This is a genomic window from Sorangium sp. KYC3313, from assembly GCF_052075895.1.
GTDB lineage: Bacteria > Myxococcota_A > Polyangia > Polyangiales > Polyangiaceae > Sorangium > Sorangium cellulosum_B.
On the sequence record NZ_CP197255.1, the window covers coordinates 3917888 to 3944096 of the forward strand.

Below are 26209 nucleotides of genomic sequence, written 5' to 3' on the forward strand. Positions count from 1 at the left end.
AACGTTTCGTTGGTGCAGCTCAGGCGAAAGGAGTCGCTGGTCTCGGCGGACATCGAGCCGCCGGAGATCCTGCTCGAACGAGCCCGCGCCCTGGCGGTGCCGGCCACGCGCCCGGCGGTCGCGCCGCGGCCCCAGGGCCAGACCCGGGAGCTCACGCGGCGCGGCGTGCTGTGGCTCGGGCAGACGTGCAACCTGCGCTGCCACTTCTGCTACTTCCTCGATCGGATCGAGGACAAGGAGCACCCCGAGCACCCGTTCATGTCGCTGGAGAAGGCGCAGGAGATCTGCCGGACCCTCGTCGAGTTCTACGGGAACGACGCGATCGACATCCAGGGCGGCGAGCCGACCATCTGGCGCGACATCCATGCGTTGATCCGGTACTGCGCCGGGATCGGCCTCGCGCCGACGCTCATCACGAACGCGCTGGTGCTCGACAAGCGCGACAAGGCGCAGCAGTTCAAGGACTCCGGCGTGGCCGACTTCCTGGTCAGCGTCCAGGGGCTCGGGAAGGCGCACGACCTGGCCGTGGGCGTGAGCGGCGCGCACGTGCGCCAGATGCGCGCGCTGAACCACCTCATCGCGCTCGACGTGCCGTTCCGCGTGAACTGCGTGATGTCGAAGCTCGCGGTGCCGCAGCTGCCGGCGATCGCGAGGCTCTCGGTGGAGCTGGGGGCGCGCGCCGTCAACTTCCTCGCCTTCAACCCGTTCGCGGATCAGCGCAAGCAGGGCGCCCGCACGGCGGAGAACGTGCCTCGTTATGGCGACCTGCGGGGCCCGCTCGACGAGGCCCTGGACGTGCTCGCGCAAGCCGGCGTGGAGGCGAACGTCCGGTACCTGCCCCACTGCATCGTCCCCGAGCGCCACTGGCCGTCGGTGTACAATTACCAGCAGCTCTCGTACGACCCGCACGAGTGGGATTTCGCGAGCTGGACCTGGACCAACAAGGGCCCGCAGCGGATGCGGGCCGGCGCCGTGTCGCCGCCCGTCCCGCTCGGCGCGCGGCCGCGCCTCGGCCGGCTCCGGCAGCCGCTCCTCCGCCTGGCGGACGCGATCGACCTCCGGGGCCGGATGCTCCGCGCCGACACGGACCCGCGGCTCGGCCCCGTGATGAGGAAGCTGGAAGGGCTGTCGTACCGGCTCCTCCGCCGCCGCGGGGATCGCGACGCGGCCTACCGCCACGACGCGCTGAACCGCGTCGAGCACAACGGCTACCAGAAGGGCGCGGGGTGCCAGCGCTGCGCGCTCCGCGACATCTGCGACGGGTTCCACGGCGACTACGTCGCGATGTTCGGCACCGACGAGGCGCGGCCCGTCGTCGATCGCGCCCCGGTCAGCGATCCTCGCGCGTTCATCAGCGCGCAGGACAAAGTGGCGCCGGCCAGGGGAGAGGCATGACCGCCGCTGCGCCCTCGACCGCGCCCCGGGTCGACGTCCTCGGCGTCCCCGTCACGCGGCTCTCCTTCGAGCAGCTGCTGCGCCGCCTGGACGAGGCCTTGCGGGCGGAGCGCGAAAGGCCCGACTACTACACCTACGTCAACGCCTACTGCGCCACGCTGGCGGCGCGCGAGTCGCCGTACCGCGCCTCGGTTTCCCGGGCCGACGTCGTGTACGCCGACGGCATCGGGGTGGTCTGGGCGGCGCGCCTGCTGGGCGGGCCGTGCCCGGAGCGGATCAACGTGGGCCCGATCGAGCTGGGCCGGATCGTGGACCTCTGCGCCGAGCGCGGGGCCTCGGTCTTCCTGCTCGGCGGCGCGCCCGGGATCGCCGACGAGGTCGCGCGCCGCCTGGTCGCGGAGCGCCCGGGGCTCCGGATCGCCGGCGTTCACCACGGGTACTTCGCCCCCGAGGAGGAGGCGGCGGTGGTCCGACAGATCAACGGCTCGGGCGCCGCGTTGCTCATCGTCGGCCTCGGCCCGCCCAAGCAGGAGCTCTGGGTGAGCCAGCACCTCGCGGCGCTCCAGGTGCGCGCCACCTGGTGTATGGGGGGGCTGCTGGATCAGGTGGCGGGCGCCGTCGCGTACCCGCCCGAGTGGGTGCGCCGGAGCCACGTCCAGTGGCTCTACCGCCTGGCGGTCGAGCCGCGGCGGCTCTGGCGGCGGTACCTGCTCGGCATCCCGGAGTTCATCGGCCGCGTCGTCCACCAGCGCCTTCGGCCGGAGAGACAAGCATGAGCGACCAGCGACCCTTCATCCCCATGGTCTCGCCGCAGGTGGACGAGCCGGACGCGATCGCGGCGCAGATCGCCGACGTCCTGCGCTCGGGGCGGCTCAGCAACGGCGGCCCGCTCGTGGAGGGCTTCGAGCGGGCGATCGCGGCGTTCCTCGGCGTCGAGGAGGCGGTGGCCGTCTCGAACGGCGCCGTCGCGATCAGCCTCGCCATCGAGGCCGCGGCGGTGCGGCGGGGCAAGGCGATCCTCCCGGCCTTCACCTTCATCGCGACGCTCAACGCCGCGGTGCACGCGGGCTTCGAGCCGGTCTTCTGCGACATCGACCCGGAGACCTGGACGCTGGATCCGGGGCACCTGCGCCGCCTGCTCGCGGAGCACGGCGCGACGCTGGTCCTCCCGGTCAACGTGTTCGGCGTCCCGCCCGATCTGGCCGCCATCACGCGCGAGGCCCGCGGCGCGGGCGCGGCCGTGATCTACGACGACGCGCACGGCATGGGCACCGAGACGGCGAGCCGCGAGGCCGAGGCGCTCCTCACCGCGACGACCTACTCCCTGCACGCCACCAAGGTCCTCGTGGCCGCGGAGGGCGGCGTGGTCGTCTCCCCGGACCGGGAGGTCCGCGCGGCGATGCGCCGGCTGCGCAACCACGGGCTCGCGCAGCCGCTCTCGGCGTCGGTCCCGGGGATGAACGCCAAGCTGGACGAGCTGCGCGCCGCCCTGGCGCTCTCGTCGCTCCGCCGGCTCCCGGAGGCGCTGGCCCGCAGGCGGACGTACCTCGACCGGCTGCGCGCGGCCCTGTCGCGGCACCCGCAGGTGTACCGCACCCAGCGCGTGCCGCCGGGCGTGAACCCCAACGGGCAGAACCTCGGCGTCGGGCTGATCGACGCCCCGATCGACGACGTCATCGCGGCCTTCGCGCGGCGCGGCGTCGAGGCGCGCCGGTACTTCTACCCGCCCCTGCACGCGCTGGACTGCTTCCCCGCGGGCGTCGCCCTCCCGAACACGGACCGGCTCTGCGCGGGCCAGGTCTGCCTGCCCCTGCACGGGCGGATGAGCGAGGAGACGCTCGATCGCGTCGAGGCCGCCATCCACGGCGTCGCGGAGGAGCTGGAGGCGCGGCGGCCGTCCGCGCGCTCCTCGAGGCCCGCGCTCCTGGGCGCCACGTAGGGGCGGCTCCAGGGATCCGACGCCATGCGCATGGAAGGAGCGTGGGACCGCCTGAGCACCGCGGCCGGCGTGATCGGGCTCATGGCCTTCGCGGTCGCCGCGTTCACCCCTGCCGCCGCGCCGCTCGATCGCTGGATGGCGTCGGCGCCCGACGCAGGGCAGGCCGACGCGGTGGTCGCCCTCGGCGCGGACGTCGATCCGGACGGGCGGCTCCCGGAGGATTCCCTCCGGCGCGCCGTCGAGGCCGTCGCGCTGTACCGTGAGGGGCGAGCGCCGCTCGTGCTGATGCTCGGCAGCCGCAACGGGCCGGCCAGCGAGGCCGAGTCGCGCGCTCGCCTCGCGCGGGGCCTCGGCGTCCCCGCGTCGGCCCTGCTCACGGAGCCGCGCGGGCTGACGACCGCGGTGGAAGCCCAGCGCAGCGCGGAGCTCCTGCTGCCCAGGGGCGCAAGGAGGATCCTGCTCGTCACCGGCGCGCACCGCATCGCTCGCGCGCGCCGGCTCTTCGAGCGCGCGGGCTTCGAGGTCCTCGCCGCGCCCGTCCCGGAGGGGTCGCCGGCGTCGAACATCCCGGGGGAGCGCCTCTCGGCGATCGGCCGGCTGCTCCAGGAGCTCGCGGCGCGCGCGCTGTCGCGGCTCCACGGGGGAGCGTAGCGATGCCCGACGCGCTCTACATCCTGGGCGTCGTCGCCGCCACGTCCTGCGCTGTCTATGCGGCGGGGCGCCGCCGGGGGATGCGCGCCGGGCTCCTCCGGCCCGCGCTCCGGCGCGCGATCCGCTGCGTGGGCGTGTGCCTCCTGTTCTGGGGCGGCAACGTCGCCGTCGGGGCGGCGGTGGCCCTGCTCGTGCGCGGCCTGGGGCTCGGGTTCATCTGGCTCTACGTCAACACCGACGTCTCCGTCCTCGTCCTCTCCGCGCTCCAGGCGCTGGCCTTCGAGTCGTGGCGCGTCGAGCACGAGCGGGAGCGCGCGGCGAGCGCCTCGCGCGCCGACGATCTCCCCGGATCCCCTGCCGCGCCGGGGCCGGCACATGAGTCCCCGCATCGGGTAAAAGGAGCGAAGCGATGAGCACTGCAGCCGTTGAGGAGCGTCCGATCTCGAGCCGGTGGAGCGACAGGGCGCTGCGCCAGACGGCCGGCTACTACGGGCTCTTCATCTGCCTGGGCCTCATCACGGCGATCACCGGGCCGACCCTGCCGGACCTGGCGCGGCAGACGGGCTCCAGCGTCGGGGACATGGGCTCGCTGTTCCTCGGCGGGGGGGTCGGTTACACGCTCGGTACGCTCTGGGGAGGCAAGCTGTTCGATCGCGTGCACGGGCACACCCTGCTCGGGGGAGCGCACCTGATCGCCGCGGCGTGCCTCGCTGTCATCCCGGCCGTCCCGTGGTTATGGCTGCTCGTGGTCGTGGCGTTCTGCCGGGGTCTCGCGGAGGGGCTCGTCAACACGGGCGCGAACGCGCTGCTCCTCTGGACGCACGGGGAGAAGGTCAGCCCCTACATGAACGGGCTGCACTTCTGCTTCGGGCTGGGCGCGTTCCTGTCGCCGCTCCTTGTCGCGCGCGTCCCGGGCGCCTGGGGCGGTTATCACGCGGCGTACTGGGCCGTGGCCGCCTTCTCGGCGCTCGTCGCCCTGGGCATGCTCTCGATGCGACACTGTCCCGAGCCCAAGGAAAAGGCCGAGAAGGACGCCGCGGCGAAGGGCGCGGATCGCGCGCTGCCCCTCCTTCCGGTGCTCGTCGCGGTGCTGTACCTGTTCGCCTACGTCGGCGGGGAGATCTCGTTCGGGAGCTGGATCTACACCTATGCCCTCACGCTGGGCGTCGTCTCGGCGACCGGGGCCGCGTACCTCACCTCGGGGTTCTGGCTCTCGTTCACGATCGGGAGGCTGCTCTCGATCCCGGTGGCGATCCGCTTCACGCCGCGCCAGGTCATCCCTGTGGGGCTGGGCGGCTGTCTCGTGCTGTCCGCGATGATGCTGCTCCTGCCGCCCTCGAGCGCGCTCCTGTGGGGTGTCTCGCTCGGGCTCGGGCTCTTCATGGCGCCGCTCTGGCCCAGCGGCTTCACGCTCACGGGGCAGATCGTGCCCATGACGGCGTTCGTGACCGGGCTCGTGCTGGTCGGCGACAGCCTCGGCGGCATGGTCCTCCCGGCCCTCACCGGCAAGCTGATCGAGGGAGCGGGCCTGGAGCGGCTGGCCTACTCGCTGCCGATGCTCGTGTTCGGGAGCCTGGTTGTCTGTGCCTTTTCTTATCTCGTGCTGCTCACCCTCGACAGCAGGCGAGGAGGGGAGGCGGCGGCGGTGAGCGCCGCGCGCGACGGCGCTTTGCCCTGAAGCCTGCGGCGCGGCTCATTGCGCGCGATACCCCTGCGCCGGGTCGCGCAAGGCGCCGCAGATGCCTCCGAGCGCCTCTCCGATCTCCGGGGACCAGCCCAGGCCGCGCAGCCTTGTCGCGTCGAGGGCGGCGTCCATGGCCAGGAAGCCGGCGATGGGGCCGTGCGCTGCGAGGGCTTCCGCGAGGCTCCACGAGCCCACGGGGACCCCGGCGGCGTCGCCTATCGCCGCGAAGAGCGCCGCCATGGGCTCGGGCGCCGCCTCGGCGGCATGGAACACGCCCCTCTCGTCCGACTCCAGCAGCCTCGCGTAGGCCACCGCCAGATCCCGCACGTGGACGGTGGACCAGCGGTTCTCGCCATCATCGATATAGCGCGCCACCCCCGCGGCGCGCGCGCCCTGCACCAGGCCTGCCACCGGGCCTCCGCCGTCGCCATAGACGATGGGCGGCCGCACGACCAGGCCGCGGACGCCCTTCGCGCCGAGCACGCGCGACTCGGCCGCCACGAGCCACTCGAGCGCTCCGCCGGGGTTGACGCTCTCCTCCTCCGGCACGGGCACCCGCGAGGAGCGCGCGCGCGGCGCCCCGGTCGTCGTGATGAAGACGCCGCCGCTCATCGCCGAGAGCATCGCCGTGACCGCCGCCTCGTCCGTGGCCGGGCGATCCTCTCCTGTCGTCGCCGCGGTGTGCACCACCCCGTCGCCGGCCGCCGCCGCGCGCGCGAGCACGTCGACCTGCGATAAACTCCCCCGGATCGGCTCCGCGCCAGCGGCCCGCACCTTCGCTGCCGACGCGTCGCTGCGCGCGAGCCCGCGCACCCGGTGGCCGCGCGCGACCAGGGCGCGGGCGACCGCAGATCCGATGAAGCCGCTCGCGCCGGTGATGAAAACGTCCATGGTTGCCTCCTCGTGACTCGGTGGCTGAACCATGGCGACGGACCGGGGGACCCTCCATGTGATAGCGTCCAGCGCTCTTTTGTGATCGTCCAATGCCCGATGTCCTGACAGCGCTGCTCCGCCACGTGCGCATCGAGACCAGCCTCTTCGGCCGCGTCGAGCTCGGCGCGCCGTGGGGGGCTCGTATCGGCCGCCGGGAGATCGTCCTGCTCCACCACCTCCTCGAAGGCGAGATGTGGCTGGAGCTCGGCGGCCGAGAGATCCGCGTCGGCCAGGGCGATCTGCTGCTCATGCCGCACGGCGTCCCGCACTGCCTGCGGCACCGGCCGGGGGCGGCCGTCGTCGACGAGGAGCGCTGGCTCTCGCCGCCTCGGTCGGGCGCGCAGACGGTGCGGCGCCGGCTGGGCGGCGACGGCGCGAGGACGGTGGTGCTCTGCGCCGCCATGCACGTCGCGGGGGCCGGGCGGTCGCTGCTGCTCCGCGCGCTGCCCTCCGTGGTGCTCCTCGACGGCGGGGCCGGGGAGCCGGTGCCCGGTCTCGGCCGGCTCCTGGACGGTATTCGCGACGAGGTGCGCGACCGGCGGCCGGGCGCGCCGGTCATGGCCGCTCGCTTCGCGGAGCTGCTCCTCCTGCAGGCCATCCGCGCGGAGCTCGAGCGCCCCGCGCCTCCTGGCTCTTTCCGCGCGGCGCTCGCGGACGAGCGCGTCGCCCGCGCTCTGGACGCGCTCTACAAGGCCCCGGCCCGCGCGTGGACCGTGGCCTCGCTCGCGCGGGAGGCCGGCATGAGCCGCTCGGGCTTCGCCCTCGCCTTCCGCGAGCACGTGGGAGAGGGCCCGCTCCGTCACCTGACGCGCTGGCGCATGGAGCTGGCGAAGGAGACGCTGCGAGAGCGCCCCGGGCTCGCGCTCGCCGAGGTGGCGTCGTCCGTGGGGTACCAGGACGAGGCGGCCTTCAACGTCGCGTTTCGCCGGGAGGTCGGGGTCCCGCCGGGGGCGTACCGAGCCGGGGACCGCGAGCCGGGATACTGAGCTTCAGAGAGCGCTGCGTCTCTTTGGTCGACCGCGCTATCTGGTGAGACGATGTCCTTGGAGCCACGGCGTTATGGCTCGGCAGCCGTGGAGCGAGCGGATGGATCGGGACGCATGCGCGACGAGCTGTGGAGAGACTGAGAAATTCCTTCACTTGCAGCCCTTTCAGCGGGCAAATTGAACAAGAAGGGCGGGGGCGATTTGCCGTCGGGCGCATTGTGGTGCTGTTCGCTGCCCAGAGATATTTGCAGGGATGCGGGAAGATTCTTGCGCTTGCAAACGTGTCCTCGCTTTACCGCCTTCCTGTCGAGCGGACAGCACGTCGGGCGCGTTCGTTTCCGATCTGGACAGGGGGAGCCGGTCGGGTAGCGTAGGTTGCCGTGCGTATCGCATCGAGAGCGGACCTGACGCAGGGCCTCGAGGCGACCCAACCCGCTGCGGGAAAAGACTCTCTGCCGGGTGAGGGCGACGAGCGCGGCGGAGGCGACGAGCGCGCACGGCCTGCGTGGCGTCCAGGTGCCGTCGTCGCCGGCCGGTACCGGCTCGATCGGCTGCTCGGTGAAGGGGGCATGGGCGTGATCTGGGCCGCGAGCCACACGCTGACTGGCAGGCCGTTCGCGCTCAAGTTCGTGAAGGGCGGGGCCGTGCGCGGCGCGGTGGGCATGCGCCTGCTGCGCGAGGCGAAGCTCGCGAGCAGCGTCCGCCACCCCAACGTCGTCGAGGTTCACGACGTCGAGATCGAGAGCGGGGCGCCCGTGATGGTCATGGAGCTCCTGTCCGGTGAGTCGCTCGCAAGCAGGCTGCGTCGCGAGCCGAGGCTGCCCCTCGGCGAGGTAGCCTCCATCTTCCTGCCGGTCATCTCCGCCGTCGGGACGGCGCACGCGCTGGGCATCGTCCACCGCGACCTGAAGCCGGAGAACATCTTCCTTGTCGACGGATCGAGCGAGCGGGTCAAGGTCCTCGATTTCGGCATCGCGAAGCTGACGGCCACGAGCGGACAGGACGCCCAGACAACGGGGCTCACCGAGAGCGGGACGAGGCTTGGTACGCCCTGCTACATGTCGCCGGAGCAGACGTTCGGAGACCGGCAGATCGATCACCGTACCGACAACTGGTCGCTCGGCCTCATCCTTTACGAATGCCTCTCGGGCGTGCTCCCGACCCGGGCCGACAACGCCGGCCAGGTGTTCAAGATCATCGTGACAGGCGCGATTCCCCCGCTGGAGAAGGTCGCGCCCGACGTGCCCCGGGAGCTCGCCAGGGTGGTTGGCCGGTTGCTGTCGACGGACCGCCAGGCTCGGCTCTCCGACCTGAGCGAGGTCGCTCGCGCGCTCGCGCCGTTCGCGCAGGGCGCGGCGCCGAGCTTCGGCGCGCCGGAGCCGCCCGCATTGGGCCTCTCCGAGCCGCCCAGGGCGCCGGGCGGCGAGGCGGCGGATGGGGACGTGGTGGACCCCCTGGGCGCGACCGAGCGCCTCGGCGCCGCGGCGCGCCGCGATGAGCTCCGCTCGACCGGAAGGCGCCTCGGCTTGCGGGCGGCGGCCTGGAAGATCGGCCTCGCCATGGCGCTCGCGGCCGTCATCGCTGGGGCGCTCGCGCTGCGCGGAGGGCCTCGTCCGGTCGGGGCGACCACCGTTCCCGGGCCGCGCTCCATCACTACGGCGCTCGCCCTGTACAGCGCCGCGCTGAAGGCCGCTCGCGATGCCAACGAGGGCAAGGCGGTGGACGGCCTGCGGCAGGCGATCTCCATCGATGACTCCTTTGCCGAGGCGCACCTTCGCCTCGCGATCTACGCGCCGGAGCCCGCCGAAGCTCGGGAACACTATCAGCGCGCAGAGGAGCTGAGCGTCGCGCTCGACCCCCGCGATCGAGCGCTCCTTGCGGCCATGGAGCCCGCGCTCGGCCGCGACCCCGCGGATACGGCGCGCTGCGCGGAGCGGCTGGCCGCGCTCACGGCGCAGCACCCGTATGATCGCGACGCGGAGCTGCTGGCCCTCCTCGCGCGCTGCGCGCTGCGATCGGACGTCCATACCAGCGTCGCTGCGGCGAGGCGGGTCATCGGGATCGACCCCGAGTACGCACAGGGATGGGCCACGCTGGCGCAGTCGTTGTGGCAGCTCGGGAGCTTCAACGACTCCGCTGCCGCCATCGACCGGTGCCTCGCGATCTCGCCCACGGCGGCCAGCTGTTACGAGATCCGGAGCGAGCACCACAGCGCGCTCGGCCGCTGCGCGGACGTCGAGGAGGACCTGTGGCTCGCGCGGCCCACGACGAGCGGAAGGGGCCGGCTGATCTTTCGCAGGCTTGCGTGGTCGAGCTATGCGCAAGGGCGCTCTCTCGACGCGGTCCGTGAGGCGATGCGGCAGAGCCGGGTCTCGCTGCCGCACAAGGAGCGGCGCTTCACCGCGCTGCTCGACGAGTCGAACCTGAACGCGATCCTGGGCAATTTCTCGCAGGCCGAGGAACAGCTACGGCAGGCGCGCATGTACATCAGCGCGGAGTCCAGGGGGCACGCCGATGTCGTCCGCGCGCTCATCGATGTCTACCTCGAGACCGATCGCAGGCGCGAGGCGGCGGACATCGCCAAGACGTGTCTTGACAATTACAGCGCCTGCGCCGGCGGCTCGCCGGACCTCTTGCGGGTCATGCTGCATGCCGGCCTCATCGCCAGGGCCGAGTTCCAGGAGAAGGTGGCCGAGCTCCTGTCGCGGTCGAGCGCGCAGGGTGCGGCCGATCCCGCGCGCTCCGCCGCGGTGCAGGCCTACGCGCGGTGGATCGAGCACCCCGAGGAGGCGGCGGAGGCCGTCCCCGCGCTGCCGCTGACCGCGCTGATGAGCAATCAAGTCGGGCAAGAGGTCCAGGCGGACGTCGGCGCGGTCTTTTACCTCGCGGGCATGCCTCTCCATGCGATCCCCACGCTTCGCAAGGCGGTCACGACGTGCGATATGCTGGGCTGGCCCGTAAGGTACGTCCGCACGTTCTGGTTTCTCGGTCAGGCCCTCGAGCAGATGGGCGAGATCTCCGGCGCGTGCGAGGCCTACGCGAGCGTGATCGAGCGCTGGGGGAACGCCAGCCCGCGCTCGGTGACCGCCGAGCAGACGCGGGCGAGGATGAAGGCGATCGCCTGCGGTCCGGTCGAGTGACCGCTCCCGCTCTTCGTGCCGGGGTCCGTCGCTCTTCGACCGGGGCCATGCCGTGCCGCTTGTCCAACGGAGCGATCCCGCGGCGCCATTGTTCTGAATTTCAGTTCAATGGTGTGCGGAAAATGCAGATTCTCTTCGCTGTGCTGGGCGCCTACCCTGGTGCATATGGGCCGAGTGCTCGGCCCGCGCCGCGCCCTGCGGCAAACAGCCTATTTTGCTGGAGGAGAGCTTATGCGTGAGGAGACGAGACGGGCAGCATTGCGTGCAGCAGCGAGGGTCGCGCTGGGAGCGCTGGCCTGCGGCGCCCTGGCGGGCTGCAGCGGACGTTACGTCTCTGGCGGGCAGTCGTCACCGCTGGATCCCGACGAGGAGATCCCGGCGGAGGAGCCGGACGCCCCGGCTCCGGCCAGCGGCGGGGTGACGGCCGGAGTCGGCGCGACGGCCGGAGTCGGGGCGACGACCGGCGGCGGTGGGGAAGCTTCGACGGGGAGTGGGGTCATTCCGACGCCCGATGAGGGCGGCGAGGGCGGCGCGGGCGGCGCGGGCGGCGCGCCGTCCACGCCGACCGGGCTCGCGTGCGCCGAGCAGGTGAACCTCGACGACACGGCGGCTCGCCCTCGCGCGGAGCTCGACTGCTGCCTCGACTACACGGCGCAGCGCCTGCCCGCCCCCGGGACGGGGATCTCCGAGTCGCAGTGGGCGGCCCTCGCTGGAGACGCCTCTTTCGTGAACTGCTGCACGGCGCTGATCGTGGGCGTGGACGCCGACGCGATCGCCTACACAGAGGCCGAGACCGTCCGGCACGGCTGCTGTTTCGGCGACGTCGTCGCTCCCGAGGCGGAGCTCTATACGCAGACGCTCTGCACGCCCTGGGGCCCCCCGGTCCCGCCGGCGCTCGACGCCTATGATGCCCCGTCGGAGGTCGCATGAACGCCGCGACGCTCGATCTCCGCGGCGAGGCGCGCGCGCGTGCCTTCGACGTGAGCGGGTATCCCGCGGCGCTGTTCCCGTCGGCGATCCTCACCTGGCACGCGCGGATGGTGAACGAGCACGGGTCGTCGGCCGTGTTCGAGGCGCTCGCGAGCCAGCTCGCCTCGGCGGGCTTCCCGCCGGAGCTCGCCGAGGCGTGCCGGGGCTTCGCCGACGAGGAGCGCCGTCACGGGATCCTCTGCGGCGCCGTGGTGGAGGCCCTCGGCGGGACGGCGACCGCGAGCGTCCCGCAGCGCCCGGAGTTCCCGCTGCACCGCGACGCGCCCGCCCGCGCCGCCGCGCTCCGCAACGTGATCCACATCTGCTGCATGAGCGAGACGGTGGCCGTGGCCCTCATCGGCGCGGAGCGGCTGGAGATGCCGCCCGGGCCGCTGCTCGATCTGCTGACGCGCATCTACGCCGACGAGGTCGGGCACGCCCGCTTCGGCTGGCGCCTCCTCGAGCAGGTCGCGCCGGATCTCTCCTCGGCGGAGCGGCAAGCGATCGAGCGCTACCTGCCCGTCGCGTTCCGGCACCTCGTGGAGCACGAGCACGCGCACCTGCCGGCCCACGACGCCCCGCCGCACGGCGAGCAGCTCGGGCTGTGCAGCGGCCTGAAAGCCCGGGTGTTGCTCGATGAGACCATCGAGGAGGTCATCCGCCCCGGGCTTCGCCGCTTCTTCGATTGCTGATCTCCCGCGCGCCCGCCCGCGCCCGCCCGCGCCGCGCCGACGCCCCCGTCGCCGAGGCCCGCCCCTCCGGCGGGTGCCCGCGATTCCCCGCGGGTCACGCGCGCTTCTGCGGCCTGCCGCGGGGCTCGGGCGCCGCCGGCTCCGGGACCGCGACGGGCGCCAGCGTCTGCCGCGCCAGCTCTCGCGCGTAGGCGAGGCGGTCGGCCGGCGAGCCGAGCGCGCTCAGCCCCTCGTAAAGCCCCGCGAAGAACGCCGGGAAGAAGACCGCCGAGAGCGCCGCCACCACCCGGCGCGCCGCCGCCCGCTCCGCGAGCCCGGGCACCGCCGCCCGGACGAGATCGCGCAGGCGCTCCATCACCGGCGCGAAGAGCTTCGGGAAAGGACCGCTGTAGTCGTCCGCGTGAAACGCGTCGTGCAGGAGCGCCCTGCCCACGTTCGGGTACCGCATCCCGCCCTCGAGGTAGTAGCCGAGCAGCCCGCTCAGCGCCTCCAGGGGATCTCCCGGCATCCGGGCGAGGAAATCCTCGCTGTCCGACAGCATGTTCCGGATCGACCCCTCCAGCGCCGCCGCGACGAGCGCCTCCTTCGACCGGAAATAGTAGTTCACCGCGGCGATGTTGACGCCGGCCGCCGCCGCGAGCTTCCGCACCGTCAGCTGCCCGATGCCGTGCTTCTCGATCTGATCGATCGCCGCGACCACGAGCCGCTGCCGTGGATCGAGATCGTCCGCAGGGGCGAGGGGGTCACGGTCGTTCATACGATTGTTTGAAACACACCTTGACGATGCGCCTGGCAGGCGTCAATCCTTGAAACGAATGTTTCAATCACTTGTTTCTTCAGGCGCTGGGGGTGCACCGATGCTCGATCGGCGGAGGTTTCTCACCCACACGGCGGTCGCGGGGGGCGCGGCGGCGCTCGGGTTCGCGTCGGGCCGCCGCGGGGTCGATCAGGAGGTCGCGTCCGCGCGGTTCCACGGCGACGACACGCTCGGGCAGGGCCAGGCGGCGCCCGTCTGGCACCGGTTCAAGTTCATCGGCCAGCCGGTCGCCCTGGCGCCGCTGCTCGCGGTCGTCGCGGTCCACGCGCCGGGCGCGGCGTGGGCCCAGCTCCCCGATCTCGTGGACCTGAGCGCGCAGTACATGCCGGGCGCCGCGCTCGAGGACCCGCGCCCCGTGCGGGTGCAGATCTCGTCGTACGAGGTCAACGCCAACGTGCCGATCCCCCTCGGGGAGAGGACGTTCCTCATCCCGGGGGCGACCTACCACGTCGAGGCGATCTCGTACGCCGGCGCCTCGCCGGGCTTCGACGAGCTCCGGGCGTTCCACGCCGTCGACGTCCCGGTGCTGTTCGTCCAGCTGCTCCCCCACGACTGGTCGCTCTCGCTGCGCGTCGCGCCGGGGCTCGCGGGCGACTTCGAGGCCTTCGACGGCGGGCTCGTCCGCGTCAGCGCGCTCGGGCTCGTGACCCACACGCTCTCGGAGAAGCTCGTCCTCGGCGGCGGCGCGCTCGCGTCGTACAGCTTCGGCTCGTTCCTCCCGCTGCCCGCCGCGTACGTCGAGTGGACGCCGAGCCCCCGGTTCCGCGTCGAGGCCTTCCTGCCGGGCTTCGCGTCGGCGAAGCTCCTGTTCTCGGATCGCGTCGAGGTCGGCCTGCGCGCGGACGTGGCGGGGAACGCCTACGCCGTGCGCGACCCGCGCGTCACCGGGGCGTGGCCGTGCGCGGCCCTGCCAGCCGACGACCCGGCGGCCGAGCAGGACGAGCGGGCGGCGCGGCCCGAGCTGTGCCTCGATCACGTCGCCTACTCGGTCGTGACCGCGGGCGTGACCCTCGGCGTGCGCGCCTTCTCGTCGGTGTGGGTGACCGCCCAGGCGGGACACAGCCTGTTCCGTCGCTACGAGCCGATGAACGACGAGGACGATGCTATCCCCACAGGCGTGCAGAGCATCCCGAACGTGCTCTTCTTCCGCGCCGGCGTGACATGGCGCATCCCGAAGAGCTGAAGCGCGACTCACCGCCTGGCGCGCCGCGCGAGCGTATAGCCGCACACCGACCGGCGGGTGCCCGCCGGACCGTTGAAGACGGCTCGACGCCGGTGCATCCTCCGCCTTATGCGCCCGGGAGAGGTCATCGACAGCCGCTTCCAGCTCGAGCGCGTCGCGGCCTCCGGTGGGATGGGGACGGTCTACCGCGCCGTCGATCGGGCCACGGGGGCGCAGGTCGCGCTCAAGCTCCTCGGCCAGCCCGACCGGAGCGCCGCGCACCGCTTCGAGCACGAGGCGCGGATCCTCGCCGAGCTCGATCACCCGCGGATCGTCCGGCACGTGGCCCACGGCATCACCCCCGACGGGGTGCCCTACCTCGCCATGGAATGGCTCGAAGGGGAGAGCCTGGCGCAGCGCCTCGCCCGGCAGAAGCTCGATCTCGAGGAGAGCCTCGCCCTGCTCCGCGCGGCCGCCGAGGCGCTCGGGGCGGCGCACGCGCGGGGCATCGTCCACCGCGACGTCAAGCCGGGCAACCTGCTGCTCGTCGGCGGCGAGGTCGGCGGCCTCAAGGTGCTCGACTTCGGCATCGCCCGGATGAAGCGCACCATCGGCGCGCTCACGCAGACCGGCTCGGTGATGGGGACCCCGGGGTACATGGCCCCGGAGCAGGCCACCGGCGAGCGCGACCGCCTCGACGCGCGGGCCGACATCTTCTCGCTCGGCGCCGTGCTCTTCGAGTGCCTCACGGGCAGGCCCGCGTTCCAGGGCCAGCACGTGATGGCCCTCCTCGCGAAGCTCCTCATGGAAGACCCGCCGCGCGTGCGGCACCTCCGGCCCGAGGTGCCGCAGGAGCTCGACGAGTTCGTCGCCCGCATGCTCGCCAAGGACCCGGAGCAGCGGCCGCGCGACGGCTCGGCCGTCGTCGACGCGCTCGACGCCCTCGAGCGCGATCCGACGAGCGGCCTGGCCGCGCCCCCCGTCCTGTACGAGGCGATCACGGCGTGCGAGCTCCGGCTGCTCTCGCTGGTGGCCGCGCGGGAGCCGCGCTTCTCGCCCTGCGACAGCGCGGCCAGCACGCTCGTCGCCACGGCGCCGAGCGACCTCACGAGGAAGCTCTACACGAGCGCGCAGCCGTTCGGGGCCCGCGTGGACGCGCTCGCCGACGGGACGATCGTGCTCTCGATCGCCGGCGTCGGCGACGCCGCCCTGCAGGCCGCGCGCGCGGCGCGGTGCGCCCTCACGCTCGTCGAGCTCGTGCCGGAGGCCTCCGTCGTGCTCACGACCGGCCGCGCCGAGCACACCGGCAGCCTCCCGGTCGGCCCGGTCATGGACCGCGCGGCCGCGCTCCTCGCCCTCGCGGAGCGCGACGCGCGCCCGGAGCGGAGGCCCGCGCCCGTGTGGATCGACGACGTGACGCGTGCGCTGCTCGACGCGCGGTTCGAGATCGAGCCGGCGCGGCCCGGCTCGTTCTTCCTGCTGCAGGAGCGCGAGGTCGGCCGGTCGGCGCGGACGCTCCTCGGCAAGCCGAGCCCCTACGTCGGCCGCGACAGGGAGCTCCGGAACCTGCGCGAGCTCCTCGAAGACAGCTTCGGCGGGCCCGAGCCCCGCGCCATCCTGATCACCGGGCCGCCCGGGATCGGCAAATCTCGTCTGCGGTACGAGCTCATCGAGATCCTGCGGGAGCGGCACCCCGAGCTCATCGTCGCGGTCGGCCGCGGCGACTCGCTGAGCGCGGGCTCGCCGTTCTCGCTCCTCGGCTCCGCGCTCCGGGGCGCGGCCGGGATCACCGGCGGCGAGCCCGCCCCGGCGCAGCGGGAGCGGCTCCTCTCGCTGGTCGCCCGCGCCCAGGCGCTGACGCCGGGCGAGAGGACGAGGATCGCCGCGTTCCTCGGCGAGATCGTCGGCACGCCGTTCCCGGGCGAGGCGGATCCGAGCTTCCTCGAGGCGCGGCAGAGCCCGGCCCTGATGGCCGACCAGATCCCGCTCGCCTACCTCGACTTCATGGAGGCGGCGTGCGCGGCGGGGCCCTACCTGCTCGTGCTCGAGGACATCCAGTGGGGCGACGCGGCGTCGCTCAAGCTGATCGCGCGGGTCCTCCGGGAGCTCCGCGACCGGCCCTTCGCGGTGCTCTACCTGGCGCGGGTCGAGGTGCGGAAGGTCTTCCCCGTCCTCTGGGAGGGCAGCGAGGTGCACGAGATCACGCTCGGCGCGCTGCCGCGCCGCGCGGCCGAGGAGCTCGTGCGGCAGATGCTCGGCGACGAGCTCCCGCCCTCCGAGGTCGCGCGCCTCGTCGAGCGCGCGAGCGGCAACGCGTTCTACCTGGAGGAGCTCATCCGGGCGGTCGCGGAGGGGCGCGCGGACAGGCTGCCGGAGACGATCCTGGGCATGGTCGAGGCGCGGCTCGAGGCCATCCCCGCGGAGGCGCGGCGGCTGCTGCGGGCGGCGAGCATCTTCGGCGAGGCGTTCTGGAAGACCGGGGCGCTCGCCCTGCTCGGCGACGCCGGCGGGTCGACGCTCGCGGTGGACTGGCTGCCCTGGATGCTCCAGCGCGAGCTGCTCGAGCGCCGCGAGCAGAGCCGCTTCTCGGACGAGGAGGAGTACGCGTTCCGGCACGCGCTCATCCGCGACGGCTGCTACGCGATGCTGCCGGACCACGATCGCGCGCTCGGGCACCGGCTCGCCGCCGAGTGGCTGCTGCAGGCGGGAGAGCACGACGCCAAGGTGCTCGCCGAGCACTTCGAGCGGGGCGGCGAGCCGCGGCTCGCGGTGGAGTTCTACCTGCACGCGGCGGAGCAGGCGCTCGCCGGGAGCGACCCGGCCGCCGCGCGCGCGCTCGCGGACCGGGGGCTCGCGCTGGGCGCGGAGCGGGACGTCGAGGCGGTGCTCCGCGGGATCCGGGAGGGGGCGTCCCGCGCGCTGGGCGTGGCGGACGAGCGCGCCGCGCGCTCGTCGCGGTCGTGAGCGCTCAGGGAGGCCGCTTCCGAGGCCGCGGGTGCCGTCGGGCTCGCCGTGGCGAGCCGCCGTGATGCCTCACCGGCCCGCGGCGATGGGCATCCCGGTGCCGGAGACGAAGACGAGCGCGACGGCGCCAACGACATCACGGCGCCACCTCCATCGAGCCTGCCCTTGTCCAGCCGCGCGGGGACGAGCTTCCGCAGCTCCGCGGCGATCTGGCAGGGGGTCCGGCGGCGGCAGCGATAGCACCGTCTTGGCCTCGGCCGGCACAATCGGGGATGGCGGCCGACGTGGCACAGGACCGGAACAGGCGAGAACCAGCGCCAGCAGGCCGAAAGCGAGGCAGAAGAGGAGAGGATAGTCCGCGCAAAGCCATTTCGATTTATCAAGAGTTTTTCATTAGCAACCGGCGGTTAGCACAAGCAAGCGCGATTCTCCTGCAGCGCGGACGGCGCCCGATTCACCAGCCTGGGCAACACGCTCGACATGAACAAGGATTGGCACTACTTCCTGGGCTGTCGCTTCGGCATCTTCAATCACGCCACGCAGTCTTCAGGCGGCTCGGTGAACGTTGCTTCCTTCGAGGTAACCACGCCGTGACATGCGGGCCGGCTCGAGGAGGCGGGCGCCCCCATCGACGCCATTGGCTGCCAGGCCCACGGCACGGGTGACCTGTCCGCCGCCACCGCGAAGCGCGCGAAAGGCAGGTGCGCGTTGGGTCGCCGACGCGTGCGGGGGGGTGATCGTGGCCGGCTCGAGGCGAGCGGCGCGACCACCGGCGGCTGACGCCCCACTCAGGGCAAAGCCGGAGGACGAGGCCCGACCGGGGACGTTCACGCCGATCCGCCCCTCCGCCGCCGAGATCGGGCCCGGCCAATGGCAAGGCGCCGCTCGAGCGGCGCCTCGAGAGAGGCGGGCGCCGGGGCGCGGTCGTGGTGGATGTCGATACCATTCCCCCGCCGCCCGCGCGCGACTATGCTTGGTCCCGATGGACGACAACTCTCCTCCCGAGGGGCGCATCAAGCGAGGCGGGCGCCGGGCCGCCGTCATGGTCGATGTGGCCAAGCTCGCCGGCGTCTCGTACCAGACGGTCTCGCGGGTCCTGCACGACAGCCCCCACGTGCATCGGGACACGCGGGAGCGCGTGCTCGACGCGATCCGCCAGCTCGACTACCGCCCGAGCTCCGTGGCGCAGGCGCTCGTCACCGGGCGCTCGCGGACGCTCGGTGTGGTCAGCTTCGACACGACGCACTACGGCCCGGCGTCGACGCTCCACGGGCTCGAGGCGGCGGCGCACGACGCCGGGTACGGCGTCAGCGTCGTCAGCCTGAAATCGCTCAGCCGGGCGCCGGTGGTGGATGCGGTGAAGGGGCTGTGCGATCAGGGCGCCGACGGCATCATGATCATCGCCCCGCTGCGGTCGGCGGTGGACGCGCTGCGCCACGTCACCTCCGACGTGCCGGTGGTCGCCGTCGAGGGGGGGCCGGACGATTCGGTCCCGGTGGTCGCCGTCGACCAGCACGGCGGCGCGGCGGCCGCGACCCGCCATCTCCTCGACCTGGGTCACCGGGCGGTGTGGCACATCGCCGGTTCGACCGAGTCGCTCGAGGCCGAGCAGCGCATCTACGCCTGGCGTTCGACGCTGGAGGCCGCGGGCGTCGAGCCGCCGCCTCTCCTGCGCGGCGACTGGAGCGCACGCTCGGGCTACGAGCTCGCCCCGCAGCTGGCGCGCACGCCGGGCGTCACCGCCGTCTTCGTGGCCAACGACCAGATGGCGCTGGGCGTGCTCCGCTACCTCCACGAGATCGGACGCGCGGTGCCGCGGGACATCAGCATCGTCGGCTTCGACGACATCCCGGAGGCGGCCTACTTCACGCCTCCGCTCACCACCGTCCGCCAGGACTTCTCCGAGCTGGGGCGCAGGTGCCTCCACTTGCTGCTCGGGCAGATCGAGAGCGGCCGCCGCTCCTGCTCGCGCGTCGTGGTCGATGCCGAGCTGGTCTTGCGCAAGAGCACCGCCGCGATCCCCCGGAACCGATGAGCGCTCCAGCCTGCCAGCCTCGTCTGCGCGCATCCCCTCACGGTTCAGAGACCTGGCGATGATACGCGCCGGATAGGTCGCGAGCGCGAGTATCCGGTGAATAGCTTTTGTGATGCCTTATCCTCAAGATGTGCTGGCAACATAGAGGCTTGTTGACGCTCACGATGGTTGATGCCCGATCGCGCAGGCGGTTCGATGGCCATCGCGGGGGTGAGAGACGGCGCTGTGGCTGCGTCTCCTTATCCCTCGGCTCCCTGGACGCGCGCCGTCGCTCGCTCGCGGCATGAATGCGGCGTCTGCCTCGAGCATCAGAGGCGGCATGGCAAGATCGTTCGAGTCCATCGGTTCGACTTCCAGGCTTCACCGGCGTGCCTCCGCCGCCTTGCTCCTCGCCGCCTTCGGCCCCACGAATGAATGCGATCCTAGCGCGCCCGGCAGCAGCAGCAGCAGCAGCAGCAGCAGCAGCGGCGGCGCCGCGGGCGGCGGCGGGTACAGCTCCGCAACCACAGGAGACGGCGGCGGCTCCGCTGCGACGGGCAGCGGCGGCTCCGCAGGCCACGGCGGCGGCGGCTCGGCTGCGACGGGCAGCGGCGGCTCCGCAGGCCACGGCGGCGGCGGCTCGGCTGCCACGGGCAGCGGCGGCTCCGCAGGCCACGGCGGCGGCGACGAGAGCACCTCGACCGGGAGCGGCGGCTCGCCGGCGACATGCGTGCCGGGATCCATCGTCGCGTGCTACTCCGGCTCCGAGGGGACCAACGGCGTCGGGCGCTGTACGGCCGGGACGCAGACCTGTCGTCCTGACGGCTTCGGCTACGGGCCCTGCACGGGTGAGATCACCCCTGCTGCGGAGGTCTGCGCCACGCCGCAGGACGAGAGCTGCGACGGCGACCCCCAGTGCCCGCAACCGGCCGCCTGGGCGCGCGGCTTCGGCATCGAGCCCACCCTTCCCACATCGACCATCGCCGTCGACGCCATGGGGAACTACTACATCTTCGGCGCCTTCGAGGGAACGGTCGACTTCGGCACCGGCCCTCTGACCAGCGCCGGTGACAGCGACATCTTCCTCCTCAAGCTCGACCCCTCGGGCGCGCCGCTCTGGAGCAAGCGCTTCGGCACCCCCTTCCCCGAGACAGGAGATGCCCTGGCCATCGACGGAAACGGCAACGTCCTGATCGCCGGCACCTACGAGGGCAACTACTCTGGCATCGGCATGGACCTCGGCTTCGGCGGGTGCGCCCTGCCGGCTCCGCCCGATCGTTCCGCGCAATTCATGGCCAAGCTCGACCCCGACGGCAATCACATCTGGAGCGATGGATTCAGCTTCTACTATCCGTATGCTACCTGGGCAACGAAGATGGCCATCGATGCTCTCGACGACGTGTACCTCGCCATCGGGTTGGAGGACGTGACAGCGGTGGTGAAGCTGGACGCGATGGGCAATGTCCTCTGGAGGCGTAACACTCCGGGCAGCCCGAGCTTCCAGATGAACCTCGCGCTCGACAGCGCCGGCAACGTGGTGACAGTGAAAAAAGCAGGCGTCGATGGCGACTACACTGTCCTCTACACGTACGTCTCAAAGCTCTCTCCGGATGGAGATTTGCTCTGGTCCCGGAGGTTGGACGACCACGACTTCCGTGGCAAGGTGGCGGTCAACTCGGCGGGCGAGATCCTCGTGTTGGCCGAGGGGGTTCTCATCAAGCTGGATCAGGACGGCGAGGAAGTGTTCACCCTGCCCGTCCTCCACACCGGCAACATCGCGGTCGACCCTGCGGACAACATCTTCCTCGGCAGGGTTGGGCTCACGATGCTCGACCCGAGCGGCGCCGAGCTCTGGACGCGCGACTTCGCGGCCTCTGTAGCGGACATGGCCATCTCCCCGAACGGCGCGGTCGCCGTCACCGGCGTCGTGAGCGGCCCTGTGGACTTCGGGACCGGCCCGATCGAGTACACAGAAGGCTGGGATATCTATGCTGCCACATTCAATCCGCCGGCCAGCGGCGACAGCGGCGAGGGAGGAGGCAGCGGCGGCAGCGGCGGCGGAGACCCGTCCGAGACGTGCGTGCCGGGCTCGGTCATCGCGTGCTACTCCGGCCCTGCCGGGACCAGGGGCGTCGGACCCTGCGCTGCGGGGACGCAGACCTGCCGGCCCAACGGCCTTGGCTTCGGCGCCTGCGTGGGCGAGGTGACGCCTGCCGAGGAGCTCTGCTCCACGCCGGAGGACGAGAACTGCGACGGCGACCCCCATTGCCCCATGCTGTCGTGGGCGCGCGGGTTCGGCAGCACCGGCGCCGACGAGGGCCTGAACATCGCGAGCGACGCCGCAGGCAACTACTATGTCACCGGCGCCTTCACAGGAACCGTCGACTTCGGCGCGGGCCCTCTGACCTCCCCCATCAGAAGTCACTTCCTGCTCAAGCTCGATCCATCGGGCGCGCCGCTCTGGAGCGAGCGCCTGCCCAGCGGCCGCCCGCTCGTCATGGCCGTCGACGGCAACGGCGACCTCGTGCTCGCCGGCACATACTCGCCGGGCGGCGCCATGGTGTTGAACCAGTGCCTGCCCCCCTACCGGGACTTTGATACAGCAGCCTTCGTGACCAAGCTCGACCGCGATGGCAACTCCATCTGGAGTCAAGCCCCCATCGCCCCGCCGGAAAGGCTGCTCGAAATCTTCAGCTATCCCGAGCGGATCGCCGTCGATGCGGCCGGCAACACCTACCTGGTCTTCGTCAACGTCTCGACGGACGGTGCCTACCTGTTGAAGCTGAGCCCTGGCGGCGATGTCCTCTGGAACCACAAGATCACGCCCCCTCCCGACGAGTACGACCACCCGCTCTACAACGCCGATCTCGCGATCGACAGCGCCGGCAACGCGCTGACCGTCACCGCACCGGAGTCCGCCGCAGGGAATCTCACGGTCAGCAAGCGCGACCCGACCGGCGCCGTGCTCTGGAGCCGCACGTTCGCGCCGGATCCGTCGATCCCCCCTGGCGGCGAGGGAAAGGCGGCTTGGTCGGTGACCGTCAATGCGGCTGACGAGGTCCTCGTGGCCGGCATCACGGACGGGACCGTCGATCTCGGCGGCGGCGTGCTGCCCGCCGGCCCCGTGCTCCTGAAGCTGGACGCCGCGGGCGCCCACGTGTTCAGCGACGCGATCCCCTTCGGCGACGCGCTCGCGCTCGATTCCGCTGGTAACATCGTCGTCGCCGGAGACGGGCTCGCCAAGCTCGACCCGAGCGGCGCCGAGCTCTGGACCCTCGGCTTCGGCGCCAGCGCACATGGCATCACGATCTCGCCGAGCGGCGTGATCGCCCTCACAGGGGCTGCGAGCGCGGCGGTCGACTTCGGGACCGGCCCCATCCGCCACGCCGGCGGCTCCGACATCTTCGTCGCGACGTTCAATCCCTGAAACCCATGGGGCGAAGGGCGCCATGCTCGAGATCGAAGAGCCCTTGCCGCCATGGGGCTGATCTCCCGGAGAGCCGTGCGCACTTGCGTCAACTCTGGAATTCTCGCTCTAAGACGGCCGGTGGGCCTCGCCAGGCACAACGATCGAGCGCCGATGGGCCTGTGGTACGCTACGATCAGGCCCTTGTGTCGAAGCGCAGTGTACAACCGGAGGCCCGCGGCACCCGTGTGATCGAGGTGGCAGGCGGTCCGCGGCTCGTCGTCCCCCGCGGCCGCCTCACGGCGGTGGACGGGCCGAGCGCGGGCCACACGATCGCCGTCGAGGCTGCTCCGGTGGTCGTCGGCGCGGGCGATGACGTCGATTTCACGCTCGCGGATCCTGCGGTGAGCGCGCGCCACCTCGAGATCGCTGCCACGCCCCTCGGCTTCCGCTTGCGCGATCTCGGGAGCACGAACGGGACGTTCGTCGACGGCCGGCGCACCGGCGAAGTCTGGCTCGTCGAGGCCACGGAGATCCGCGCCGGAGAGACGCGCCTTTCCTTCACGCTCGAGGAGGGGGAGCGGGAGCTCCCGCTCTCGCGTGCCATGAACTTCGGCGATCTCCTCGGCCACAGCCCGCCGATGCGCGCCGCCTTCGCGATCCTCGAGGGCGCGGCCCGCAGCGACGCGACGGTGCTCGTGCTCGGCGATTCGGGCACGGGCAAGGAGCTCGCCGCGCGCGCCATGCACGAGCGTTCTCCGCGGCGCGATGGGCCGTTCGTGATCCTCGACTGCGGCGCGGCCAGCCCGACGCTGCTGGAGGCGCAGCTCTTCGGCCACGCGCGCGGGGCGTTCACCGGCGCCACCGAGGCCCGTGAGGGCCTCTTCGAGGCGGCGCACGGCGGCACGCTCGTCCTCGACGAGATCGGCGAGCTCCCGCTCGAGCTCCAGCCGAAGCTGCTCCGCGCGCTCGAGGCGCGCACCGTCTGCCGCCTCGGCGAGCCGAGGCCGCGGCACATCGACGTCCGGTACATCGCCTGCACGCACCGGCTCCTCGATGCCGAGGTCCGCGCCGGGCGCTTCCGGCAAGATCTCTATTTCCGGCTCTCTGTCGTGACGGTCCGCCTCCCGCCGCTCCGAGAGCGAAAGGAAGAGATCCCGCGGCTCGTCAGCCACTTCCTCGGCAAGCTCGCGCCGGGCGCCCCGATCGATCTGCCCAGGTCCATGCTCGAGCTGCTCGCGAGCCACACATGGCCGGGCAACGTGCGCGAGCTGCGCAACGTCGTCGAGCGGTTCCTGACGCTCCCAGGGGTCCCGGCGGCGTCGTTGCTCGGCACCTCGAGCGGGGCTCCGGGCGGCGCCGAGCTCGGCGGCCTGCCGATGCCCGTCGGCGAGCCGTTCCACGAGGCGAAGCGCACATGGACCGAGCGCTTCGAGCAAGCTTACCTCGAGCACCTCCTCGCGCGGGCGCAGGGCAATGTCTCCGAGGCCGCGCGGCTCGCCGGGCTCTCCCGCCAGTCGTGCTATCGGCTGATGCAGAAGCATGGCCTCCGGGTCGAGTGAGCCGGCCGCCGAGGGCGACCTCCATGTCCCCGCCGCTCCCGGCTGGCTCGTCGTGCGCCGCATCGCCGTGGGCGGGATGGCCGAGGTGTTCCTCGTGCGCGGCGAGCGGGCCTCCCGCGCGGTGCTGAAGCGGATGCTGCCTCAGCACCGGGGCGATCCCGAGCTCGTCCGCGCCTTCGTGCACGAGGCAGAGCTCGGGCGCGCGCTCGCGACGCCGGTCCATCCGGCCCTCGTCCGCACGCTGGAGCACGGCGAGGACGCGATGGGCGGGTGGATCGTCCTCGAGCACGTCGAAGGGGCAACGCTCGCCGAGATCCTCGCTGCCGCCCGCCGCGCCGGGGAGGCCGTGCCGCTCGGCGTCGCGCTGCATGTCACCGCGACGCTCCTCGACGTGCTCGCGTTCGTGCACGGCGCCACGGACGCCGCGGGCCGCCCGCTCGGGATCGTGCACCGCGACGTCACGCCGGAGAACCTCCTCGTCTCGCGCGATGGGGCCGTCAAGCTCGGCGACTTCGGTATCGCGCGCTCGCGCCTCCGGGACGCGCGCACGCGGACCGGCGTCATCAAGGGCAAGCTCGCGTACCTCGCGCCCGAGCAGGTGACCGGATCGAGCGTGGACGCGCGCGCGGATCTGTATGCCGCCGGGATCCTCCTCTGGGAGCTCGTGACCGGCCGGCCCTGGCTCGACGCAGCCGACGAGCTCTCGCTGCTGCGCGCAGCGGAGGATCCGCCGCGCCGGTCGCCCTCGTCGCTCGGCGGCGACCCGCGCCTCGACCCTGTGCTCGCCCGCGCGCTGGCGCGCTTCCCCGAGGAGCGATTCCCGACCGCCGCCGCCTTCCGCGGCGCGCTCGCCCCGCTGCTCGAGACCGAGCTCCGGGGCGACGAGCGGGCCTGGCTGGCCCGCGGCGCGCAGGCCCTTGCCCTGCCCGGACCGGCGCCCTGCGCGCCCGATCCTGCCCCGGCGCCGCCGCCGGAGCCGCCGCGCGCCGCGCCCTCCTCCGGGACGGCACAGCCCCGCGCCGGGAGCCCGCAGCCCGCCCGCGCGGCGTGGCCCGCCATCGCCGCGCTCGCCGCGACGCTGCTCGCCGGCGCGCTGGCCGGAGAGCGCATGCTGCGCGCAGGCGGAGCGGCGTCGCGTGCGATCCCGATGCAGGTCGCGCCGGTCGCGACGGCGGCGAGCGGAGGCACGGCCGCCGAGGCTCCGTCCGCGCCCGCGGCTGGGGCCGCTCCGGTCGCCACGGCGGCGAGCGGGGGCAGCGTTGCCGGGGTCCCGTCTGCGCCCGCAGCCGGGGATGTCGCGGCGAAAGCGTCCTTTCCGAGCGCGTCAGGGCCCCTCGGCGGCGTCCCACCGGCCCGAGGGGCAGCCGCCTCCGCGCCTTCCGGCGGCGCCTCCGCGCCTTCCGGCGGCGCCTCCGCGCCGTCCGCCGCCGACGGTGGCTTGCCCGCCCGCGCTGAAGCCGGCGAAGCCCTCGCTGCGCCGCCGGCCAGGCTGGAGGGTGCGCCGGTCGACGAGCGCGCGGCCGCGCTGCGCGCTCGGCTCGACGCCGCCCGCGCCTCGCTCGCGAAGCGCGGGATCGAGGCCGCGGACCTCCCGCCCGGCCTGCGCGCCTCCGCGGCGCGCGCCGAGGCTGCCCTCGCCGAGGGGGACGTCGCCGCGGCGGCCTCCGAGGTCGACACGTTCGTCGCGACCACCGCCGGGCTGCGGCTCGACCAGGAGATCCTGCGCCGAAAGCTCGATCGGGTGGGGGCCCTGCTTCGCGCCGCGCACGCGCGCGGCGCCGACACGCGCGGCGCCGACACGCGCGCCGCGGCGGCGCTGCAGTCGTTCCTCGACAGGCGCTACGAGGCGACGAACGCCGAGCTCGACGCCCTCCTCGCGGAGCTCGCGCGATGAG

At 72.8% G+C, this 26209-nt stretch carries 18 protein-coding genes; 16 read left to right on the top strand and 2 right to left on the bottom strand.

Annotated elements, in window-relative coordinates:
• Window positions 1-12: 12 nt before the first annotated feature.
• Genes ACSRUE_RS15245 through ACSRUE_RS15270 form a run of 6 tightly spaced genes read left to right on the top strand, consistent with a single transcriptional unit; the run spans window position 13 to window position 5663 of the window.
• Window positions 13-1395 (top strand): radical SAM protein, encoded by a 1383-nt coding sequence (locus tag ACSRUE_RS15245; RefSeq protein WP_441291628.1) that lies wholly within the window; start codon window positions 13-15, stop codon window positions 1393-1395.
• Window positions 1392-2171, top strand: a complete 780-nt coding sequence (locus ACSRUE_RS15250; protein ID WP_441291629.1) for a WecB/TagA/CpsF family glycosyltransferase — start codon at window positions 1392-1394, stop codon at window positions 2169-2171. Before ACSRUE_RS15245 ends, ACSRUE_RS15250 begins: the two co-directional genes overlap by 4 nt.
• Window positions 2168-3334, top strand: coding sequence for a DegT/DnrJ/EryC1/StrS family aminotransferase (locus tag ACSRUE_RS15255; RefSeq protein WP_441291630.1), 1167 nt, complete (start codon window positions 2168-2170; stop codon window positions 3332-3334). Before ACSRUE_RS15250 ends, ACSRUE_RS15255 begins: the two co-directional genes overlap by 4 nt.
• 24 nt (window positions 3335-3358) lie before the next feature.
• Window positions 3359-3985, top strand: a complete 627-nt coding sequence (locus ACSRUE_RS15260) for a YdcF family protein (RefSeq protein WP_441291631.1) — start codon at window positions 3359-3361, stop codon at window positions 3983-3985.
• Window positions 3986-3987: 2 nt separating this feature from the next.
• Window positions 3988-4398 carry a hypothetical protein gene (locus ACSRUE_RS15265; RefSeq protein WP_441291632.1) on the top strand — a complete coding sequence of 137 codons (411 nt, stop codon included), beginning with the start codon at window positions 3988-3990 and terminating at the stop codon, window positions 4396-4398.
• Window positions 4395-5663: an MFS transporter gene (locus ACSRUE_RS15270; RefSeq protein ID WP_441291633.1), complete on the top strand. Its 1269-nt coding sequence runs from the start codon at window positions 4395-4397 to the stop codon at window positions 5661-5663. Before ACSRUE_RS15265 ends, ACSRUE_RS15270 begins: the two co-directional genes overlap by 4 nt.
• Before the next feature lie 15 nt (window positions 5664-5678).
• Here ACSRUE_RS15270 and ACSRUE_RS15275 read toward each other — a convergent pair whose 3' ends face one another.
• Window positions 5679-6560, bottom strand: coding sequence for an NAD-dependent epimerase/dehydratase family protein (locus ACSRUE_RS15275; protein WP_441291634.1), 882 nt, complete (start codon window positions 6558-6560; stop codon window positions 5679-5681).
• A gap of 92 nt (window positions 6561-6652) precedes the next feature.
• Here ACSRUE_RS15275 and ACSRUE_RS15280 point away from each other — a divergent pair, with 92 nt between their 5' ends.
• The 4 genes from ACSRUE_RS15280 (at window position 6653) to ACSRUE_RS15295 (ending at window position 12389) form a co-directional block, all read left to right on the top strand.
• On the top strand, window positions 6653-7588 hold the full coding sequence (locus ACSRUE_RS15280; RefSeq protein ID WP_441291635.1) for an AraC family transcriptional regulator: 936 nt from the start codon (window positions 6653-6655) through the stop codon (window positions 7586-7588).
• A 380-nt stretch (window positions 7589-7968) separates the two neighbouring features.
• Window positions 7969-10728 carry a protein kinase domain-containing protein gene (locus ACSRUE_RS15285; RefSeq protein WP_441291636.1) on the top strand — a complete coding sequence of 920 codons (2760 nt, stop codon included), beginning with the start codon at window positions 7969-7971 and terminating at the stop codon, window positions 10726-10728.
• Window positions 10729-10959: 231 nt separating this feature from the next.
• A complete protein-coding gene (locus ACSRUE_RS15290; RefSeq protein ID WP_437764889.1) occupies window positions 10960-11658 on the top strand; it encodes a hypothetical protein in 699 nt (232 codons plus the stop codon).
• Window positions 11655-12389 (top strand): ferritin-like domain-containing protein, encoded by a 735-nt coding sequence (locus ACSRUE_RS15295; RefSeq protein WP_437764890.1) that lies wholly within the window; start codon window positions 11655-11657, stop codon window positions 12387-12389. Before ACSRUE_RS15290 ends, ACSRUE_RS15295 begins: the two co-directional genes overlap by 4 nt.
• Before the next feature lie 94 nt (window positions 12390-12483).
• Here the strand turns inward: ACSRUE_RS15295 and ACSRUE_RS15300 are convergent, their stop codons facing one another.
• Complete coding sequence (locus ACSRUE_RS15300; RefSeq protein ID WP_441291637.1) at window positions 12484-13146, bottom strand: TetR/AcrR family transcriptional regulator; 663 nt, start codon at window positions 13144-13146, stop codon at window positions 12484-12486.
• 100 nt (window positions 13147-13246) lie between these two features.
• On the opposite strand from ACSRUE_RS15300, the gene ACSRUE_RS15305 reads away from it, so the two are divergent.
• The 6 genes from ACSRUE_RS15305 to ACSRUE_RS15330 all read left to right on the top strand — a co-directional run bounded on the left by ACSRUE_RS15305 (window position 13247) and on the right by ACSRUE_RS15330 (window position 26208).
• Entirely contained in the window at window positions 13247-14389 is a 1143-nt protein-coding gene (locus ACSRUE_RS15305) for a DUF6268 family outer membrane beta-barrel protein (protein ID WP_437764892.1), read from the top strand.
• A gap of 108 nt (window positions 14390-14497) precedes the next feature.
• Window positions 14498-17332 carry a serine/threonine-protein kinase gene (locus ACSRUE_RS15310; RefSeq protein WP_441291638.1) on the top strand — a complete coding sequence of 945 codons (2835 nt, stop codon included), beginning with the start codon at window positions 14498-14500 and terminating at the stop codon, window positions 17330-17332.
• Between the two features lie 982 nt (window positions 17333-18314).
• Entirely contained in the window at window positions 18315-19367 is a 1053-nt protein-coding gene (locus tag ACSRUE_RS15315; RefSeq protein WP_441291639.1) for a LacI family DNA-binding transcriptional regulator, read from the top strand.
• Window positions 19368-19686: 319 nt separating this feature from the next.
• Window positions 19687-22773, top strand: coding sequence for a hypothetical protein (locus ACSRUE_RS15320; protein ID WP_441291640.1), 3087 nt, complete (start codon window positions 19687-19689; stop codon window positions 22771-22773).
• 185 nt (window positions 22774-22958) lie between these two features.
• On the top strand, window positions 22959-24314 hold the full coding sequence (locus ACSRUE_RS15325; RefSeq protein ID WP_441291641.1) for a sigma 54-interacting transcriptional regulator: 1356 nt from the start codon (window positions 22959-22961) through the stop codon (window positions 24312-24314).
• Complete coding sequence (locus ACSRUE_RS15330) at window positions 24295-26208, top strand: serine/threonine-protein kinase (RefSeq protein ID WP_441291642.1); 1914 nt, start codon at window positions 24295-24297, stop codon at window positions 26206-26208. The genes ACSRUE_RS15325 and ACSRUE_RS15330 overlap by 20 nt, the downstream gene beginning before the upstream one ends.
• Window position 26209: the final 1 nt, after the last annotated feature.